The organism is Pseudomonas sp. B19125 (genome assembly GCF_044218855.1).
Lineage (GTDB): Bacteria > Pseudomonadota > Gammaproteobacteria > Pseudomonadales > Pseudomonadaceae > Aquipseudomonas > Aquipseudomonas edaphica.
Window position 1 is genome coordinate 2,963,707 of the sequence record NZ_CP162589.1, and the last position, 15,895, is coordinate 2,979,601.

Sequence of the window (15,895 nt, forward strand, 5' to 3'; positions counted from 1 at the left end):
CCCCGTTGCACATTTTCAAGGGGGCAAACCCACACATGACAGCCTTGATTTCTTTGGGGCCGGTGGCTGCGACTGGCGCACCGACCCTCACTGTGACCGCCGGTTTGCACCAGGGCAGTTCCCTGGTGCTTGATCAGCCTGTCTACACCATCGGCGCGGACCTCGCGGCCGACCTTGTGCTCAGCGACCCCGGTATCGCCGGCCTGCACCTGCGCCTGCGTTTTGAGGGCGGCCATGTGGCGGTCGAAGCCTTGGGCGGTGAGGTGCTGGTCGCCGGCACTGTGCGAATTCCCCGGGGCAATGGCCATCGCGCGCGACTGCCTTTGCAACTGCGCATCGGCACCGCCGGTGTGAGCCTGGCGCTGCCTGAAGAGGCAGAACAACCCTCCCGCGCTCCGCGCAGATTAACGCCTTGGATTGTCGCGCTCGGCCTGCTGTTTATCTGTGCAGGGGCACTGGCCTTTCGAAGTGACCCGCCGTTGGCGCAGGCGGCGGCAGTGGTCGATGTGCCGGCGATTAAACAGCCGTCTCGTGAACAGGCCAAAGCCTGGCTGGAGCAACAGTTGCAAGCCGCCCGCCTGGATGCAGTGAGCGTCACCAACAGCAACGGCCAGCTCAGCGCCGAGGGCAGTTTAGAACAGTCACAAAAGCCTCAATGGCTGGCCCTGCAACAAGCCTTCGACCAGCGCTACGGCCAGCAGATCGTGCTCAACCCCCGCGTTGCCGCGCGTGCCGATGCCGCGAGCCCACGCGTGCGCTTCCAGGCCGTGTGGTTCGGCGCCCACCCCTACGTGATCAATGACAGCGGCAAGCGCCTGTACCCCGGCGCTGCGCTGGCGGACAACTGGGTGCTGGAACGCATCGAGAACAACCAAGTGATCCTCGCCCGTGGCGATGAGCGCTTTACCTTCACCTTATGAGTCGGTCTATGGGACGTATACACATGATCGTTCCCACGCTCTGCGTGGTAATGCCGCCCCGGACGCTCCGCGTCCTGAAATCAGCGCAATGCGTGACCCCTGCGCAAGGTGACGCAGAGCGTCACAGGATGCATGCCCACGCAGAGCGTGAGAACGATCAACAGGCCCCGGCATGAAAGTCGAACCCCGCCCGTTAATTCCCAGTGATGTGCGCAGCGCGCCTATCGAAGCGATTCACCCGGTCAATTCACGCCAGGCCACCGCCTTCGAAGCGGTGCTCAAGACCCGCAAGACCCAAACCCGCCGCTCGCTGCGCAGCGACCTCGAAGCCCTCACCAGCGCCGCCGGGGTGGACTCCCTGCTGTTCGGCAGCGCACGTTCCCTGGAGCTGTTGGAGCATGTGATGGAACACATCCTGCCGAGCCTGGACGCTGAGCCCGAGATCAAGGCCCTGGCCCATGACCTGATCAGCGAAGAGATAGAGATGCGCCGCAACCTCGACCAGCAGCGCTCACAGGTGCATGCCTGATGGCCCGCGATAACGAGGACGCCGTGCAACTGCTCAAGGGCATTGGCGAGCTGTACCGGCGCAATGGTCAGTCCCAGCGCGCGCTGGTGATGTTGCTGATTGCCGTGAGTGTCGCGCCCCACGACTGCGTGCTGTTGCGTGCGCTGGTGCTGGCGTTCACCGACAGTGGCGATGCCGCGCGGGCACTCGGCGCCCTCGACCGCCTGGTGGCGCTGGAAGGTGAGTCCGCCAGCCTGTTGCTGCTGCGCGCGCGTGCGCTGTGGTACGGCGAGCGCAAGGACGAAGCGCGCCAGTGCTTCAAACGCTACTTAGCCGCACGCAGGGCCAACCCATGAGCGTACTCAATCGTCTGAACAATGTGGCGCGCATGGCTGCGCAGCGCACTGACGTGATCATCGTCGCGTTTATGCTGATGGCGATTGTGATGATGATCATCCCGCTGCCCACCTACCTGGTGGACATGCTGATCGGCCTCAATATTGCCCTGAGCATCCTGATCCTGATCGTAGCGTTCTACATCGGCCACTCCGTGGAATTCTCTGCGCTGCCGCCGCTGATTCTGCTCAGCACCTTGTTTCGCCTGTCGCTGTCGATCACCACCACGCGCCTGATTCTGCTGCACGGTGACGCCGGGCATATCGTCAAGGCGTTCGGTGACTTCGTGATTGCCGGGCAAGTGGTGGTCGGCATGGTGGTGTTCCTGATCATCACCGTGGCGCAGTTCGTGGTTATCACCAAAGGTGCCGAGCGCGTCGCGGAAGTGGCGGCGCGCTTTACCCTGGACGCCATGCCCGGCAAGCAGATGAGCATCGACAACGACCTGCGCAATGGCGATATCGACCAGGCCGAAGCTCGCCGTCGGCGCTCGCGCCTGGAGCGGGAAAGCCAGATGTTCGGCGCAATGGACGGCGCGATGAAGTTCGTGAAAGGCGACGCCATCGCAGGGCTGGTGATCCTCGCGGTCAACCTGCTGGGCGGCATGCTGATCGGCATGCTTGAACGCGACATGCCGTTCGGCGTGGCGGTGCACACCTATTCGCTGCTGACCGTGGGTGACGGCCTGATCGCCCAGATCCCGGCGCTGTTGATTTCAGTCGCGGCGGGCACCGTCGTGACGCGCGTCAACAGCGACGGCGAGGCCGGCGACCTGGGCAGCGAGATCATCAAGCAACTGGGCACCAGCTACCGTGCGCTGGGCCTGACGGCGCTGATCATGATCGGCGTAAGCCTGCTGCCGGGTTTTCCGACCTGGGTATTTATCGGTTTGTCCTTAGCCTTTGGCAGTGCGGCATTTTTGATGTATCGCCGGCAGGCCCGTCAGCCCCAGGGTGAACTTGAAGCGTTGGTGCAAGCACCTGAGCCGGTGGTCGAGGTGCCGGCCGAACAGGATGACAACCTGCTGCCCGACACCCGTGTACTGCTGACCCTCGGCAGCGGCCTGTCCCAAAGCGCGCCGCGCCAGATGCTGCGCCAGCGTGTCGAAGCGCTGTGTCACGACATTCGCACCGAGCTTGGCGTGGACGTACCAGTGCCAGGCATCTACATGGAAGCCAAGGCCACGCCGGGCAGTTTTCGCGTGTCTTTGGAAGGCGTGCCGGTGAGCGAGGGCGAATTGCCGATCAACTGCCTGCTGTTGCAGGACGACCCGGTGCATGTGCAGTTGCTCGATATCGCTACCGTACAAGCCGATTCGCCGCTCAATGGCCGCCCTGCGCACTGGATCGAGCGTCAGCACGAAGACACCTTGCGCAATGCCGGCGTCGGCTTTTTGCTGCCTGACGAAGTGCTGCGCGGTGTGCTGGAACGCAGCCTGCGCCGCTATGCCGCGGACTTCCTCGGCATCCAGGAAACCCGTCTGTTGCTCGAGCGCACCGAAGCCACTTACGGCGAGCTGGTCAAAGAGGCCCTGCGCCTGGTGCCGCTGCAACGCGTGGCCGAAACCCTGCGCTTGCTGGTCGGCGAAGGAGTGTCGATCCGCAACCAGCGCGCCTTGCTCGAAGCCATGGTGGAGTGGGGCGCGCGTGAAACTGATGCCGGGCGCCTGGCTGAGCATTTGCGTGCAGCGCTGGCGCGGCAGATCAGTCATCAGTATGCGGATCGCAACCGGGTGATCGGCGCACTGGTACTGGCGCCGGGCCTGGAAGACCAGCTTCGTGCGTCCTTGCGTCGCCAGGAGCCGCAGCGCGAGTTGATCCCCGAAGACGTCAGCCGCGCCTTGCTTGCGCAACTGCGTCAGGCTTGCGAGAACACCCGTGAGGCCAACAGCGCCGTGTTGCTGGTGCACCCGGAACTGCGCCGCAGCTTGCGTCGCCTGGTACTGCGCGGCGAGCTGGAACTGGCGGTGCTGTCGTTCCGCGAATTGGCCACCGAGTACAACCTGCAAGCGCTGGTGACCATTAGCCTCACCGATATTTCCAATCGCCGCGCGCCTGCTGCGGCTTCTGTCACTCCCCTGGCGTCTGCCTCATGATGCGTTTTTGTGTGTTGTTGCTCGCTTTGATTGCGTGTGCCAGTCAGGCCCAGGACATTGCCCGAGGTGCTGGCGGCTCGATCAACCTGGCGTCCGGTGAAGGGCGCATTTTGCATTTCGTGGCGCCGGTGGATTCGGTGCTGGTGGCCGAACCCAATGTGGCCGACCTGCAAGTGGTGTCGCCCGGCACTATCTATATCTTCGGCAAGGCGCCGGGCAACACCAGCCTGATAGCCCTGGGCAACGACGGCAAACAACTGGCCAGCCTGACGCTTTCGGTCAGCAGTGACAGCCAGGCGGTGACCACGCCGATGCAGACCCTGCACCCCGGCAACGGTGCGCAGATCAGCGGCGCCGGCAACCGCCTGATTGCCAAGGGCACGCTCGGTTCGGTGGCCGAGGCCACCGACCTCAACGCGCTGCTCAACCCTCAGGGCCAAGGTTTCCAGAGCGCGATCAACACCAGCGAATATGCCGGTGCCGCCCAGGTCAACCTGCGGGTGCGCTTTGCCGAAGTGTCGCGTTCCGAGTTGCTGCACTACGGCGTGAACTGGAACGCGATGTTCAATAACGGCACGTTTTCCTTCGGCCTGATCACGGGCGGCCCATTGGCGGCAGCGACGGCCGGTGGCTTGGCGACGGCGGGCACCGGTTCCGGCAATGTGAATATCGATGGCATGCTCGATGCGCTGCAAGCCAATGGCATCTTGCAGATCCTGGCCGAGCCGAATATCACCGCCATGACCGGCCAGACCGCGAGCTTCCTCGCTGGTGGCGAAGTGGCGATCCCGGTGCCGGTCAACCGCGACCTGGTGGGCATCGAATACAAGTCCTTCGGTGTGTCGTTGTTGTTCAACCCGACCTTGCTGCCTAACGGGCGCATCGCCCTGCAAGTGCGCCCGGAAGTCAGCAGCGTGGTCAGCGGCGGCACTGTGGACTTCGGCAATTTCCATGTGCCGTCCTTCAGCGTGCGCCGCGCCGACACGCGGGTGGAAGTCGGCAGTGGGCAGACGTTCGCCATCGCCGGGTTGTTCCAGCGCGAGAGCAGCCAGGACATCGAAAAACTGCCATTGCTGGGCGACCTGCCGATCCTCGGCAACCTGTTTCGCTCCAAGCGCTTCCAACGCAATGAAACCGAACTGGTGATCCTGATTACCCCGTACCTGGTCGAGCCGGTACGCGGTCGCGGTCTGGCCACGCCCCTGGACGCCTTACCGACCACCGCCGCAGCCAGCGGACCGCGCAGCGGCGGGGCGTTCGGTTTCTACATGAATTGACTAAGGGGCCTGCCATGACTGTTTTGCGTGTGTTGATGCTGTTGCCCTTGGTGTTGGTGGGCTGCAAGACCCATTTGGCGCCGACGTATTACTCGCCCGAATACCGCGCCGATGGCGTGCCGAGCCAGTGCCAGCAACCGGCGGCCAAGGATGAGATTGGGTTGGATGAAGACTTCAAACCGACCTTGCCGTTGGGCTGCGCGAACAATTTGAACCTGATGCAGATGGTCGAGCGCAAGCAGGACCTGACCCAGGGCCGCGCGACCGGGCCAGCAATGGCCGCGCCGGTGGGCCGGGCAGCGCAGGTGTATATTGAAGGGTTCGACCGCGAGCAGTTGCAGCGGCGCAAGGACCAGCAGGAAGCCAAGGCCGGCGCTGCAGGAGGCCAGCAATGAGGCCCCAATGTGGGAGCGGGCTTGCTCGCGAAAGCGGCCTCATGGTCTACCACTACCCAACTGAAGCTACCCGGTCTAACTGTGGGAGCTGGCTTGTCGGATCGCCGCACCGCTGCGATAGCGGTGAGTCGGCGTACATATCCGTTGTTGTAGTAACGGCCACTTATGGTTCCGCTCTTACAGCGGCTCACTTTTGGAAAGACCCAAAAGTAAGCAAAAGGTCTTCGCCCCACCACTCGGCACCTCGCTTAGGCTCGGTGTGCCCTCACTCCGGCTTTGGAGCGTGGGCCGCCGCGATGGGCCATCCTTGGCCCAACACGGCTAACCCGGCGTCCTGCCGGGTTACCCTCGCTCCAAAGCCTGCGTTCGGCCAGCGTGGTTTAACGGGGCGACTCAGATCAACATCAAAAGCAGATCAAAAGCCAGATCACAAGCCAGATCACAAGCCAGATCAAAAGCGGGTTGGTCGTGTATCAGCGCGGGTCCACCAACCCCAGCTCCTTGGCTTGCGCCACCGGATCACTGATCGCTTTGATGCGCTTGGCTTCGGTTATCAAACGTGCCCGCTCAGCCGCCGGAATATCATCCAGCGCCAGCCCGGCAACCTTTTGTTCATACCCCGCCAACACCATCACCAACAGTTCATTACGCTGATGCCGTGGCAAGGCCCGGGGCGATTGGGTGACGGGGGCGATGGTGTCCAGCGCCTGTTGCGATTGCCCACCCAGCGCATAAGCCAGGGCCAGGTTGCAGCGGCTGTCGAGGTTGTCGGGTTGCAGGCTGAGGCTTTGGGCGAAGGCGGTTTGTGCGGCGACGGCCTGGCCGTTCAAGACCTGCGCGATGCCCAGGCGTGTGTAGGCGACCGGCAGGTGGTTGATCTCGGCGGCCTGGCCCAGCGCCGTGACGGCGCGTTGGGTCTTGCCCAGTTGCAACTGCGCGGTGCCAAGGCCGAGCAGGGCGTCGGCGTTGCGGGCGTCCAAACCCAGGGCTTGCTGGAAGGCGCGCTCGGCGCCCGACGCGTCCTTGGCGTCGAGCCTGGCCTGGCCGAGCTTGAGCCACAGGTCGATGCCGGCGCCGGGTTGCTGGGTGGCGCGCTCGTACAGCGCAGCCGCGCTGGCGTAATCGCCGCGCTTGTTCAGGTCGTTGGCCAGTTGCAGGGACTTGTCGGAATCGGTCGCAGGTTTGCTGGAGCAGGCAGCCAACAGCAGGGTACTGGCAAGCAGGAAATTCTTGGTCATCGTCACAACTCGTCGGGCGAAGGCGCAGGCCATGTAAGCATATTTTTCATGGCCATCCTATGCCTGTTCGGCGCCAGTTTGGCCCACGCGGCCGAAGCGCCCGAATGGTTTTCCAAACCCTATGCCTACGTGTTGGTCGACCAGGATGTGCGCGGCGCACTGGAAGAGTTCGGCCACAACCTCGACATCCCCGTGGTGCTCTCGGACAAGGTGCGCGGCAAGGCACGCAGCACGATTCGCGCCGCCAGCGCCGGTGAGTTCCTGCAAACCCTGTGCAACACCAACGGCCTGACCTGGTACTTCGACGGCAACCTTCTGTACCTCAACGCCAACGATGAGATCGGCACAAAACTGTTCAAGGCCAGCGCATTGAACCTCGACCAATTGCAGGCTTACCTCAACACCCTTGATGTGTTCGGCCAGCAGCTGTCGATGCGCAATGGCCCCGAAGGCGATGAAGTGTTCGTGTCCGGGCCACCGCCGTACCTGGCGCTGGTGCAACAGCACGTCGATCACCTGCAACCCAACGCCGTGGCCGCCCCGGTGGCCCGCGAGCGGGGTGTGCGGGTGTTTCGCGGCGCGCAAGTCAGTACCGAAACCCCAACCCAGTAAAGGAGCAGCACCATGTCCGTAACGGCCGTAGACAGCAACCTCGCCCCCGGTGGCGCCAGCCCTGAAGCCAAGTTCAATGCCGCGGTGGATAACGCCAAGGCCGCCGACAAACCGGCGGACACCTCGGACGCCGACGACGCCAAATTCAACGATGCGTTGATCACCCAGGCCGTCACCATCGGCGGCCAGTTCATCATCATGCCGAAGATGCAGGAACTGCTGAACGACGCCATGTCCGATGACGACGACGAGTAGGAGGCCCCTATGACTATCAGTCTCGCCGCCGGCGCCACGGCCTTGCCGCCGTCCGCCGGTGCGGGGCCCGCCGGGGCCTCGCAGAACCTGTTCGAACACATGGCCAACACCGCCAAGGGCATGCCCGAGGGCGCCAGCCCGCACCAGATCGGTTCGGGCTTGATGGAGCGCATGAACAGCTTTATCGACCGTTCGCGAGCGTTCTCCGAGCGTGCGGATTTGCTCACCAACAACCCCTCGGCGCCGCCACCCGCGCAGGCCGAAATCCGCACGGCCAGTGCTTCTCCCCAGGCTGAGTCGGGAAAAAAAGTCGGCGAGCAGCAGGTCGACCAGATCGTCCATTCCCTGGGCAAGATGTTCGACTACTCCATCGAAACCCAGATGGTGGTGCGCGGTGCAACGCAGATTTCCGGCTCCGCCAACACGCTGCTCAAGGGTCAATAACGCCATGCCAAGCCCAAACCGCGCCCTGCGTCTGTTGCTGATCGGCCTGCTGGCCAGTCTGTTGCAGGCGTGCAACACCGACCTCTATACCAACCTCAGCGAGCGCGATGCCAACGCCATGGTCGCGGTGCTGCTGCGCGGTGGTATCCCGGCGGAGCGCAAGACCCAGGACAACGGCCAGCTCAAAGTGGTGGTCGACGAGGAGCGTTTCGCCGAAGCCATGACGCTGCTCGACAACGCCGGCCTGCCGCAACAGAGCTTTTCCAATATGGGCCAAGTGTTCAAGGGCAACGGCCTGGTGTCGTCGCCGGTGCAGGAGCGCGCGCAGATGATCTATGCGCTGAGCGAGGAGCTCTCGCATTCGGTGTCGCAGATCGACGGCATCGTCGCCGCGCGCGTTCATGTGGTGCTGCCCGATAACGACCTGCTCAAACGCGTGATTTCACCCTCGTCGGCCTCGGTACTGGTGCGTTACGACCCGGGTACCGACATCAATACGCTGATCCCGCAGATCAAGACGCTGGTGGCCAACGGCATTTCCGGCCTGAGCTACGAAGGCGTTTCGGTCACGGCGATCAAGGCGGCTGTCGCCATCAGCCAGAACCCGGCACAACCACGGCTGGCGCGCTTTATGGGCTTGTGGATGCTGGAAGACAACGTGCCTCAGGCGCGTTTCATGTTCGGCACGTTGTTGCTGATTGCGCTTGGCGCCCTCGGTGTATTGGCACGCCAGCAGTGGGCGCGGCGCCAGTCCCAGGCGCTGTATGAGCTCAAGGAGGGTGAATGAGTTTATTCGAACGCTGGCAGGGGTTGATCGCCGAGCCTTTGCAGTTTGTGCGCGGGCCTAGCCTGGGCGCGTGTTTTGCCGCTGAGCTGCCAGATGACGTGTTGCAGGCCATGCAGGCCCAGCCACGTTTTCGCCCGCGCCTGCAGCAGTTGCTGGTCAAGCACTACCAGTTGGCGCCGATCGAGCAATTGGTCACGCCGTTGGCGGCCGACCTGCCGGTGTTGCTGCTGTCGCCCGCGCAATTTGCGCGCCTGCCGAGGTTATGCGGGGCTATCTGGCACGGCGCAACCTTGAGCCGTGAGATCCGCCGCGAGGTGGTCAATGAGCTGCGTGAAGGCCTCGGCGCCGAGGTCTTTGTGGCCGCCCTGGCTCTGCGCCAACTGGGGGGCGCGGCGGATCTGCTGCGTGAACCGGTCGAGTTGATCGAAGCCATCGACCGTGACGGCCTTGGCTGTGTCGCCGCCTGGCTGCAGGCCCAGCACGCTGACTGGCAAGGCTGGCTGCGCTTGCGTTTTGACTTTCCCCAGGGCTACAGCGCACGCGTGCCGCGTGACCTGGAAATCGTCCAGGCCGCCGCTGCTTGCCTGCTGGCCGAGGAGGTTGCCCCATGAATGAACTACCGAGCCGTCCGGCTGCGCGTATTTTGCGGGCCGAAGAAGCCGCGTTGTGGACCGACGGTTTTGCCTTCCTGCAAGCGGCCAAAGACCAGGCCGAACAGATCAAGGCCGACAGCGACCAGTGGCTGCACGCCGCCCGCGCCGAGGGCTTTGAAAGCGCCCGGCAGGCCGGTGCCGAGCAGGTCGCGCAATTGCTGGTGCAGACCCAATCCCAGGTGCAGTACTACCTGAGCAGCCTGGAGACTTCGCTGGCCGATTTGGCGTTGGGCATCGTGCGTGAAGTGCTGGGCGAATTGGATAACGCCGAGCGCGTCGTGCGCTGCACCCGCCAAGCCTTGAGCGCGTTTCGCCAGGACCAGGCACTGACCCTGTGGGTGCCACCCGCCGAGGTCGACGCATTGCGCCAACGCCTTAAGCTTGAAGGCTTGGCGCTTGCAGTGGACGCCGATGAACAGCTTGGCGCCGGCCAGGCACGCCTCAGCAGCCCGGCCGGCTCGGTGGAGCTGGGCCTGGAAGCGCAATTGCAAACCCTGCGCCGCAGCTTGCTGCCCTTTGCCGAAGAAGGTGTGGCATGAACCTGGAGCAGTTGCTGCCACGCCTGACTGAGCGCCTGGCCCAGGCGCGCCCGCGACCAATGCACGGCACCGTGCTGAGCATTCGCGGCGTGCTGCTGCGCGCCAGTGTGGCCGGTGCGAGCATTGGTGAGCTGTGCCAATTGCGCGATCCCGGCAGCAGCCGCAGCTTGAGTGCCGAGGTCATTGGTTTTGATGGTGACGAGGCGATTCTGTCGCCCATCGGCTCGATGGAAGGGTTGTCGACCCGCACGCAGATCACCGCCACCGGCGAAACCCTCGGCGTGGCGGTCGGTGATGCGCAGTTGGGGCGTGTGATCAGCCCTATGGGCGATTTTCTCGACGGTGATGGCCTGCCACCGACTCTGGCCCTGAAAAGCTATCCGCTGCACACCGAGCCTCCGGCACCGTTTTCGCGGCAGCTGATCGTGCGCTCCATGGCCTTGGGCATCCGCTCCATCGACGGCTTGCTGACCTTGGCCCAGGGCCAACGCATGGGCATCTTTGGCGAGCCAGGCGTGGGCAAATCGTCGCTGCTTGCCAGCATCATCCGCAACAGCGAAGCCGATGTGATTGTGATCGGCCTGATCGGCGAGCGGGGCAGGGAAGTGCGTGAGTTGCTCGACGTGCAACTCGATGCCCAGGCGCGCGCGCGCACGGTGGCGGTGGTCGCCACCTCGGATCGCCCGGCGGCCGAGCGTGTACGTGCCGCGTTCGTCGCCACCACCCTGGCCGAATACCACCGCGACCAAGGCCGCAATGTATTGCTGCTAATGGACAGCCTCACGCGTTTTGCCCGCGCCCAGCGCGAAATTGGCCTGGCCGTGGGCGAGCCACCGACCCGTCGCGGTTACCCGCCGTCGTTCTTCTCGGCGTTGCCACGGCTGCTCGAACGCGCCGGCCCCGGCCCTACCGGCAGTATTACCGCGCTTTACACCGTGCTTACCGAAGGCGATGCCGCCAGCGACCCGGTGGCCGAGGAAGCGCGTTCGATCCTCGACGGGCATATCGCCCTGAGCGCCGAGTTGGCCCAGCGCAATTACTTCCCGGCGGTGGACGTGCTGCGCAGTCGCAGCCGCTTGATGGAGCAGGTCGCCGGGGAGGAGCACAAGCGCCTGGCCATGCGAATCCGTGAGCTGATGGCGCGCTACGGCGAAATCGAAATGCTGATCCGTGTGGGCGAGTACTCCGCCGGCAGCGACCCGCTGGCGGACGAAGCCATTGCACGCCACGCCGCCATCGAAGCATTCCTGCGCCAGAACGCGGGCGAGCCCAGCAACCTGGAACAGACCCTGATGCACATGCGCCAGGTGTTGGCATGAGCCGCGCAATCGAGATACACGCAAAACCCTGTGGGAGCTGGCTTGCCTGCGATAGCGGTGGGTCAGTCAGCCCTGTTGTGACTGATACACCGCTATCGCAGGCAAGCCAGCTCCCACAGTCGATCTTCGCTGATCCGGAAACGGTAGTCGCTGGCATTAGAAAGGAGAACGCCCAATGAAAACCGACCAACTGCGCACCCTGCAAACCTTGCGGGTACTGCGCGAACAACGTGCTGCCAGCCAACTGGCCGCCCAGCAGCAACGCTGCGAGCAGACCCATGGCGTGTTGACCGATGCCAAGGAGCAACTGCGCCTGCACCGTGAGGCAATTGCCGAGGAAGCCCGTCAGGTGTACGCCTCGCTCACCGAGGGCTTGTCGGTAGCCAGTTGGCAGGCGGCTCAGGACCGTTTGCGTGGGTTGTCGGATGACCAGCAGCAGTTGGAAAACGACGTGAGCCACGTGTCCACCACCCTGCAAAGCCAGGAGCGTGAGCGCGACCTGTTCCGCCAGGAACGCCTGAGCCGCCAGCGTCAGTCCGATGCCTGGCAGAGCCTGCTGGAAGGGCGTGAAAGCGATGAGCGCCGCGTCGGTGAACTGCGTGATGAAGGCACCGGCACATGATTGCAGCCCTTGCCGACCCGCTGTCGCCATGGTTGACGCACTACGACCCGGCCTTGCTGGCGCTGCATAACCAACTGCACCGGCGCCGCCGCGCCTGGCGGGGCCGCTGCGCCGGGCAAGACCTGCGCGTGAACTGGGCCGCTGAACCGCAGCCGCTTGATGCGGCACGCGAGGTGCTGCTGTTGCTTGGTCGCGCGCCAGTGCGTTTGCGGCTGTCGGCTGCGGCATTGGAGCAGGTGTTGGTGCCGCTGGCGTTGCAGTTTGACGTGCAACTGCTGCCGGCGCTGCCGCGTGCATTGCTGCTGGAACTGGCGGTACTGGACCTGATCGAGCGTCTCGAACCGCTGCTGGGTCAGCCGCTGCAATTGCTCGAAGCGCCGCAAGACCAACAGCCTTATGCGCTGCACCTGGCGCTGGAATTGTCCTTCGCCAACCAGCCTGCCACGCACGCGCAACTGGACCTGAGCGAAGGCGCCGCCGTGTTGTTGGCGCAGTTGCTGGATCAACACGCCCAGCTTGAGCCGGACCCATTGCCCGACCTGCGCCAGAGCCTGGCGCTGCTGGCCGGGCAGCAGCACTTGAGCCTCGGTGAGCTGCGCAGCCTGCGCCCCGGCGATGTGCTGATGCTCGAACCCGGCCCGGGTTTGCTGCTGGAGCTGGCGGGTCGCCTGCAGGCCCGCTGCCAATACCAGGGTGAAGTCTTGCGCTTGCAGGAAGCCTTGCAAGCACCTCTTTTGCAGATGGAGAACACGATGACTGATGTTGATGCGGCTGCGGCCCTGGATGATCTGCCGCTCAAACTGGTGTGCCAGGTCGGCAGCCTGGAATTGACCCTGGCGCAACTGCGTGAACTGGGCGCCGGCAGCTTGTTGCAGTTCAATACACCCGGCGTGGACAGCGTCGATTTGATGGTCAACGGGCGCCGTGTCGGCCAGGGCCAATTGGTGAAAATCGGTGACGGCCTGGGTGTGCGCCTGCTGAGTTTCGCCACCCCATGACCGGTTATCAGCCCAACCTGATCGAGATCATCCTGGTCGTTGCGACGATCGGGCTGATCCCGTTGGCGGTGGTGACACTCACCGGTTTCATGAAGATCTCGGTGGTGCTGTTCCTGATCCGCAACGCCCTCGGTGTGCAGCAGACCCCGCCGAACCTGGTGCTGTACGGCATCGCGCTGATCCTCTCGGTGTATGTGACCACGCCGTTGATTGGTGACATGTACCGGCAAGTGGAGGGCCGCGACCTTAATATCGAGCATGTGGAGCAGCTCAAGGATCTGGGCGATGCGCTGCGCCCGCCCTTGCAGGCGCATTTGAAGCGCTTTGCGAACGAGTCCGAGCGCGGTTTTTTTGTGCAGGCCACCGAGACCATCTGGTCGCCGGAGGCGCGGGCCGACTTGCGCGACGATGACCTGGTGGTGTTGATTCCGGCGTTCGTCAGTTCGGAACTGACGCGGGCCTTCGAGATCGGCTTTTTGCTCTATATCCCATTCCTGGTGGTGGACTTGCTGGTGTCCAACGTGCTGATGGCGATGGGCATGTCGATGGTTTCGCCGAACCTGATTTCGATCCCGCTGAAGATCTTTTTATTCGTGTCCTTGAGCGGCTGGTCGCGCTTGATGCACGGTTTGATTCTGAGTTACGGCTGAGGCACGACCCATGGGCCAGGATGTGTTCCTGTCATTGATGAAACAGGCACTGATGACGGTGCTGATGCTCTCGGCGCCGGCGCTGGGCGTGGCGATTATCGTGGGTTTGAGCGTAGGGCTGTTCCAGGCGCTGACGCAGATCCAGGACCAGACCCTGCCGCAGGTGGTAAAGCTGGTGGCGGTATTGCTGACCATCGTGTTTCTCGGCCCGGTATTGGCCGGGCAAGTCGCGGAACTGGGTGGCCAGGTGCTGGACAACTTCCCGATGTGGACGCGCTGACCGCCCATGGATGCCAGCCTGACCGCGCAGTTCCTGGAAGTCGCCTATCCGGTGATCAGTTCTGCCTCGCTCGCCGCCTGTCGAGCCATGGGCGTGGTGGTGATCACCCCGGCGTTTAACCGCCTGGGCCTCACCGGCATGATTCGCGGCTGTGTGGCCGTGGCGATTTCCATCCCGATGTTCTTTCCGGTGTTCGATGCGCTGACCCACATGCCCGAACACAGCAGCGTGTTTATCGCCGGCTTGCTGATCAAGGAGTTCTTGATCGGGATCCTTATCGGCCTGCTATTCGGCATTCCGTTCTGGGCGGCGGAAGTGGCGGGGGAGTTGATCGACCTGCAACGCGGCTCGACCATGGCGCAGTTGGTGGACCCGCTGTCCACCGGCGAGTCGAGTGTGATGTCGACCTTGCTCACGGTGATGCTGATCACGCTGTTCTTTATGTCCGGCGGTTTTATCCTGATGGTCGACGGCTATTACCACAGTTACCAGTTATGGCCGGTGACCGCATTTACGCCGGTATTTGCCAGCTCCGCGTTGCTGGCGGTGCTGTCGATCCTCGACCAGATCATGCGGGTTGGCGTGCTGATGGTCTCGCCGTTGCTGATCGCGATGCTGGTCACCGACTTGATGCTTGCGTACCTGTCGCGGATGGCGCCGAACCTGCATATTTTCGACTTGTCGTTGCCGGTGAAAAACCTGTTTTTCTCGATTCTGATGGTGATCTACATCGGCTTTTTGATCCCGCTGATGCTCGACCAACTGGCCGAGTTTCGTGGCACCGTCGAGCTGCTTAAAACCCTGGCGGGCATGGAGTAGCCCATGGCCGATACCAGCGAAGAGAAATCCCAGCCGGCAACGGACAAAAAACTCAGCGACGCGCGCAAGAAAGGCCAGGTCGCCAAGAGCCAGGACCTGGTGTCGGGCATGGTCATTTTGTTCTGCACCCTGTGCATCTCGATTCTGGCGCCACGGGCCATGGCCCAGGTGACGGCGCTGATCGACCTGACCGCGCAGATCTATATCGAGCCGTTCGCCACCGTGTGGCCGCGGGTGCTGGACCATGCCGAGCAGTTGATCATCGGTATTACCCTGCCAGTGATGGCGGTGACCACCGGGGTGGTGATCCTGACCAATATCATCACCATGCGCGGCTTTGTGTTCTCGGTGGACCCGATCAAGCCGGAGTTCAAGCGCATCAACCCGGCAGAGGGCATGAAGAAGATCTTCGCCCTGCGTAACCTGGTGGAGTTCATCAAGGGGTTGGTCAAGGTGCACGTGTTGGCGATTGCGTTCTATGTGGTCGGCAAGCACGCGCTGCAGGCGCTGATGGAGTCTTCGCGCTGTGGCGCCGAATGCATGGAGTCGACGTTTTTCCTGGTGCTCAAGCCGCTGGTGTTTACCGTGCTGTGCGCCTTTATCACCGTGGGCGCCGTTGACGTGTTAATGCAGCGTTGGCTGTTCGGCCGCGACATGAAAATGACCCGCAGCGAAACCAAACGTGAACGCAAGGACATCGACGGCGACCCGCTGATTAAGAGCGAGCGCCGGCGCCAGCGCAATGAAATGCAGGCACTTGCGACCAAGCTGGGGTTGGGCCGTGCGTCGATGATGATCGGGACTACCGATGGCTGGGTGATCGGCGTGCGCTATGTGCGCGGCGAAACGCCGGTGCCAGTGATTGTCTGCCGCGCCGCGCCGGAGGAGGCGTTGCTGATGTTGCAGGAGGCTTACGATTTAGGCATCCCGCATGCGCCGGACCGGGCCTTGGCGGCGGAGATTGCGCGCAGAACCGTACCCGGTGACCCGGTGCCCGACGCCTCATTCCAGGCCGTGGCGGATTGGCTGGTCGCCGCCCGCCTGATCTGACCCAACACACCACTCAGCCGTTACCCAAATGACGGATA

The 15,895-nt window shown here is 63.3% G+C and carries 20 protein-coding genes; 19 read left to right on the forward strand and 1 reads right to left on the reverse strand.

Annotated features, from left to right (window positions below; genetic code table 11):
- The first annotated feature begins 35 nt into the window (after positions 1 to 35).
- From AB4P96_RS13520 to AB4P96_RS13545, 6 genes are all read left to right on the forward strand, one after another.
- Positions 36 to 920, forward strand: a complete 885-nt coding sequence (locus tag AB4P96_RS13520; protein ID WP_170040703.1) for an FHA domain-containing protein — start codon at positions 36 to 38, stop codon at positions 918 to 920.
- Between the two features lie 172 nt (positions 921 to 1,092).
- Entirely contained in the window at positions 1,093 to 1,449 is a 357-nt protein-coding gene (locus AB4P96_RS13525) for a hypothetical protein (protein WP_017137565.1), read from the forward strand.
- Positions 1,449 to 1,784 (forward strand): lipopolysaccharide assembly protein LapB, encoded by a 336-nt coding sequence (locus AB4P96_RS13530; RefSeq protein ID WP_099550521.1) that lies wholly within the window; start codon positions 1,449 to 1,451, stop codon positions 1,782 to 1,784. Before AB4P96_RS13525 ends, AB4P96_RS13530 begins: the two co-directional genes overlap by 1 nt.
- Complete coding sequence (sctV, locus tag AB4P96_RS13535) at positions 1,781 to 3,919, forward strand: type III secretion system export apparatus subunit SctV (RefSeq protein WP_395600867.1); 2,139 nt, start codon at positions 1,781 to 1,783, stop codon at positions 3,917 to 3,919. The genes AB4P96_RS13530 and sctV overlap by 4 nt, the downstream gene beginning before the upstream one ends.
- Positions 3,916 to 5,196 (forward strand): type II and III secretion system protein family protein, encoded by a 1,281-nt coding sequence (locus AB4P96_RS13540; protein WP_138449212.1) that lies wholly within the window; start codon positions 3,916 to 3,918, stop codon positions 5,194 to 5,196. Before sctV ends, AB4P96_RS13540 begins: the two co-directional genes overlap by 4 nt.
- A gap of 14 nt (positions 5,197 to 5,210) precedes the next feature.
- A complete protein-coding gene (locus tag AB4P96_RS13545; RefSeq protein ID WP_017137569.1) occupies positions 5,211 to 5,591 on the forward strand; it encodes a hypothetical protein in 381 nt (126 codons plus the stop codon).
- Between the two features lie 473 nt (positions 5,592 to 6,064).
- Here AB4P96_RS13545 and AB4P96_RS13550 read toward each other — a convergent pair whose 3' ends face one another.
- Positions 6,065 to 6,829, reverse strand: coding sequence for a tetratricopeptide repeat protein (locus AB4P96_RS13550; protein WP_236461667.1), 765 nt, complete (start codon positions 6,827 to 6,829; stop codon positions 6,065 to 6,067).
- Positions 6,830 to 6,877: 48 nt separating this feature from the next.
- Between AB4P96_RS13550 and AB4P96_RS13555 the strand changes: the two genes are divergently transcribed.
- The 13 genes from AB4P96_RS13555 (at position 6,878) to AB4P96_RS13615 (ending at position 15,857) form a co-directional block, all read left to right on the forward strand.
- Positions 6,878 to 7,441, forward strand: a complete 564-nt coding sequence (locus AB4P96_RS13555) for a hypothetical protein (protein WP_017137571.1) — start codon at positions 6,878 to 6,880, stop codon at positions 7,439 to 7,441.
- A 12-nt stretch (positions 7,442 to 7,453) separates the two neighbouring features.
- On the forward strand, positions 7,454 to 7,696 hold the full coding sequence (locus AB4P96_RS13560; RefSeq protein WP_017137572.1) for a hypothetical protein: 243 nt from the start codon (positions 7,454 to 7,456) through the stop codon (positions 7,694 to 7,696).
- 9 nt (positions 7,697 to 7,705) lie between these two features.
- Entirely contained in the window at positions 7,706 to 8,140 is a 435-nt protein-coding gene (locus AB4P96_RS13565) for a hypothetical protein (RefSeq protein ID WP_017137573.1), read from the forward strand.
- Positions 8,141 to 8,144: 4 nt separating this feature from the next.
- Complete coding sequence (gene sctJ / locus AB4P96_RS13570) at positions 8,145 to 8,927, forward strand: type III secretion system inner membrane ring lipoprotein SctJ (protein ID WP_395600868.1); 783 nt, start codon at positions 8,145 to 8,147, stop codon at positions 8,925 to 8,927.
- Positions 8,924 to 9,538, forward strand: a complete 615-nt coding sequence (locus AB4P96_RS13575; protein ID WP_236461672.1) for a type III secretion protein — start codon at positions 8,924 to 8,926, stop codon at positions 9,536 to 9,538. The genes sctJ and AB4P96_RS13575 overlap by 4 nt, the downstream gene beginning before the upstream one ends.
- Positions 9,535 to 10,119 carry a type III secretion system stator protein SctL gene (gene sctL, locus AB4P96_RS13580; RefSeq protein ID WP_395600869.1) on the forward strand — a complete coding sequence of 195 codons (585 nt, stop codon included), beginning with the start codon at positions 9,535 to 9,537 and terminating at the stop codon, positions 10,117 to 10,119. Before AB4P96_RS13575 ends, sctL begins: the two co-directional genes overlap by 4 nt.
- On the forward strand, positions 10,116 to 11,438 hold the full coding sequence (locus AB4P96_RS13585) for a FliI/YscN family ATPase (RefSeq protein WP_138453891.1): 1,323 nt from the start codon (positions 10,116 to 10,118) through the stop codon (positions 11,436 to 11,438). Before sctL ends, AB4P96_RS13585 begins: the two co-directional genes overlap by 4 nt.
- Before the next feature lie 175 nt (positions 11,439 to 11,613).
- Positions 11,614 to 12,060, forward strand: a complete 447-nt coding sequence (locus tag AB4P96_RS13590; protein ID WP_017137578.1) for a hypothetical protein — start codon at positions 11,614 to 11,616, stop codon at positions 12,058 to 12,060.
- Entirely contained in the window at positions 12,057 to 13,058 is a 1,002-nt protein-coding gene (gene sctQ, locus AB4P96_RS13595; protein ID WP_176991517.1) for a type III secretion system cytoplasmic ring protein SctQ, read from the forward strand. Before AB4P96_RS13590 ends, sctQ begins: the two co-directional genes overlap by 4 nt.
- The gene (gene sctR / locus AB4P96_RS13600; protein ID WP_017137580.1) at positions 13,055 to 13,708 is read left to right on the forward strand and encodes a type III secretion system export apparatus subunit SctR; all 654 of its coding nucleotides are present in this window, start codon (positions 13,055 to 13,057) and stop codon (positions 13,706 to 13,708) included. The genes sctQ and sctR overlap by 4 nt, the downstream gene beginning before the upstream one ends.
- A 10-nt stretch (positions 13,709 to 13,718) precedes the next feature.
- A complete protein-coding gene (locus AB4P96_RS13605; RefSeq protein ID WP_016969171.1) occupies positions 13,719 to 13,988 on the forward strand; it encodes an EscS/YscS/HrcS family type III secretion system export apparatus protein in 270 nt (89 codons plus the stop codon).
- A 6-nt stretch (positions 13,989 to 13,994) separates the two neighbouring features.
- On the forward strand, positions 13,995 to 14,807 hold the full coding sequence (sctT, locus tag AB4P96_RS13610; protein WP_395600870.1) for a type III secretion system export apparatus subunit SctT: 813 nt from the start codon (positions 13,995 to 13,997) through the stop codon (positions 14,805 to 14,807).
- Between the two features lie 3 nt (positions 14,808 to 14,810).
- A complete protein-coding gene (locus AB4P96_RS13615) occupies positions 14,811 to 15,857 on the forward strand; it encodes an EscU/YscU/HrcU family type III secretion system export apparatus switch protein (protein WP_099550512.1) in 1,047 nt (348 codons plus the stop codon).
- The last annotated feature ends 38 nt before the right edge of the window (positions 15,858 to 15,895 follow it).

Excerpts from the sequence above, each read along its gene's own strand:
- AB4P96_RS13520 (WP_170040703.1), top strand. The coding sequence starts at position 36 with ATGACAGCCTTGATTTCTTTGGGGCCGGTGGCTGCGACTGGCGCACCG.
- AB4P96_RS13525 (WP_017137565.1), top strand. The coding sequence starts at position 1,093 with ATGAAAGTCGAACCCCGCCCGTTAATTCCCAGTGATGTGCGCAGCGCG.
- AB4P96_RS13530 (WP_099550521.1), top strand. The coding sequence starts at position 1,449 with ATGGCCCGCGATAACGAGGACGCCGTGCAACTGCTCAAGGGCATTGGC.
- sctV (WP_395600867.1), top strand. The coding sequence starts at position 1,781 with ATGAGCGTACTCAATCGTCTGAACAATGTGGCGCGCATGGCTGCGCAG.
- AB4P96_RS13540 (WP_138449212.1), top strand. The coding sequence starts at position 3,916 with ATGATGCGTTTTTGTGTGTTGTTGCTCGCTTTGATTGCGTGTGCCAGT.
- AB4P96_RS13545 (WP_017137569.1), top strand. The coding sequence starts at position 5,211 with ATGACTGTTTTGCGTGTGTTGATGCTGTTGCCCTTGGTGTTGGTGGGC.
- AB4P96_RS13550 (WP_236461667.1), bottom strand. The coding sequence starts at position 6,829 with ATGACCAAGAATTTCCTGCTTGCCAGTACCCTGCTGTTGGCTGCCTGC.
- AB4P96_RS13555 (WP_017137571.1), top strand. The coding sequence starts at position 6,878 with ATGGCCATCCTATGCCTGTTCGGCGCCAGTTTGGCCCACGCGGCCGAA.
- AB4P96_RS13560 (WP_017137572.1), top strand. The coding sequence starts at position 7,454 with ATGTCCGTAACGGCCGTAGACAGCAACCTCGCCCCCGGTGGCGCCAGC.
- AB4P96_RS13565 (WP_017137573.1), top strand. The coding sequence starts at position 7,706 with ATGACTATCAGTCTCGCCGCCGGCGCCACGGCCTTGCCGCCGTCCGCC.
- sctJ (WP_395600868.1), top strand. The coding sequence starts at position 8,145 with ATGCCAAGCCCAAACCGCGCCCTGCGTCTGTTGCTGATCGGCCTGCTG.
- AB4P96_RS13575 (WP_236461672.1), top strand. The coding sequence starts at position 8,924 with ATGAGTTTATTCGAACGCTGGCAGGGGTTGATCGCCGAGCCTTTGCAG.
- sctL (WP_395600869.1), top strand. The coding sequence starts at position 9,535 with ATGAATGAACTACCGAGCCGTCCGGCTGCGCGTATTTTGCGGGCCGAA.
- AB4P96_RS13585 (WP_138453891.1), top strand. The coding sequence starts at position 10,116 with ATGAACCTGGAGCAGTTGCTGCCACGCCTGACTGAGCGCCTGGCCCAG.
- AB4P96_RS13590 (WP_017137578.1), top strand. The coding sequence starts at position 11,614 with ATGAAAACCGACCAACTGCGCACCCTGCAAACCTTGCGGGTACTGCGC.
- sctQ (WP_176991517.1), top strand. The coding sequence starts at position 12,057 with ATGATTGCAGCCCTTGCCGACCCGCTGTCGCCATGGTTGACGCACTAC.
- sctR (WP_017137580.1), top strand. The coding sequence starts at position 13,055 with ATGACCGGTTATCAGCCCAACCTGATCGAGATCATCCTGGTCGTTGCG.
- AB4P96_RS13605 (WP_016969171.1), top strand. The coding sequence starts at position 13,719 with ATGGGCCAGGATGTGTTCCTGTCATTGATGAAACAGGCACTGATGACG.
- sctT (WP_395600870.1), top strand. The coding sequence starts at position 13,995 with ATGGATGCCAGCCTGACCGCGCAGTTCCTGGAAGTCGCCTATCCGGTG.
- AB4P96_RS13615 (WP_099550512.1), top strand. The coding sequence starts at position 14,811 with ATGGCCGATACCAGCGAAGAGAAATCCCAGCCGGCAACGGACAAAAAA.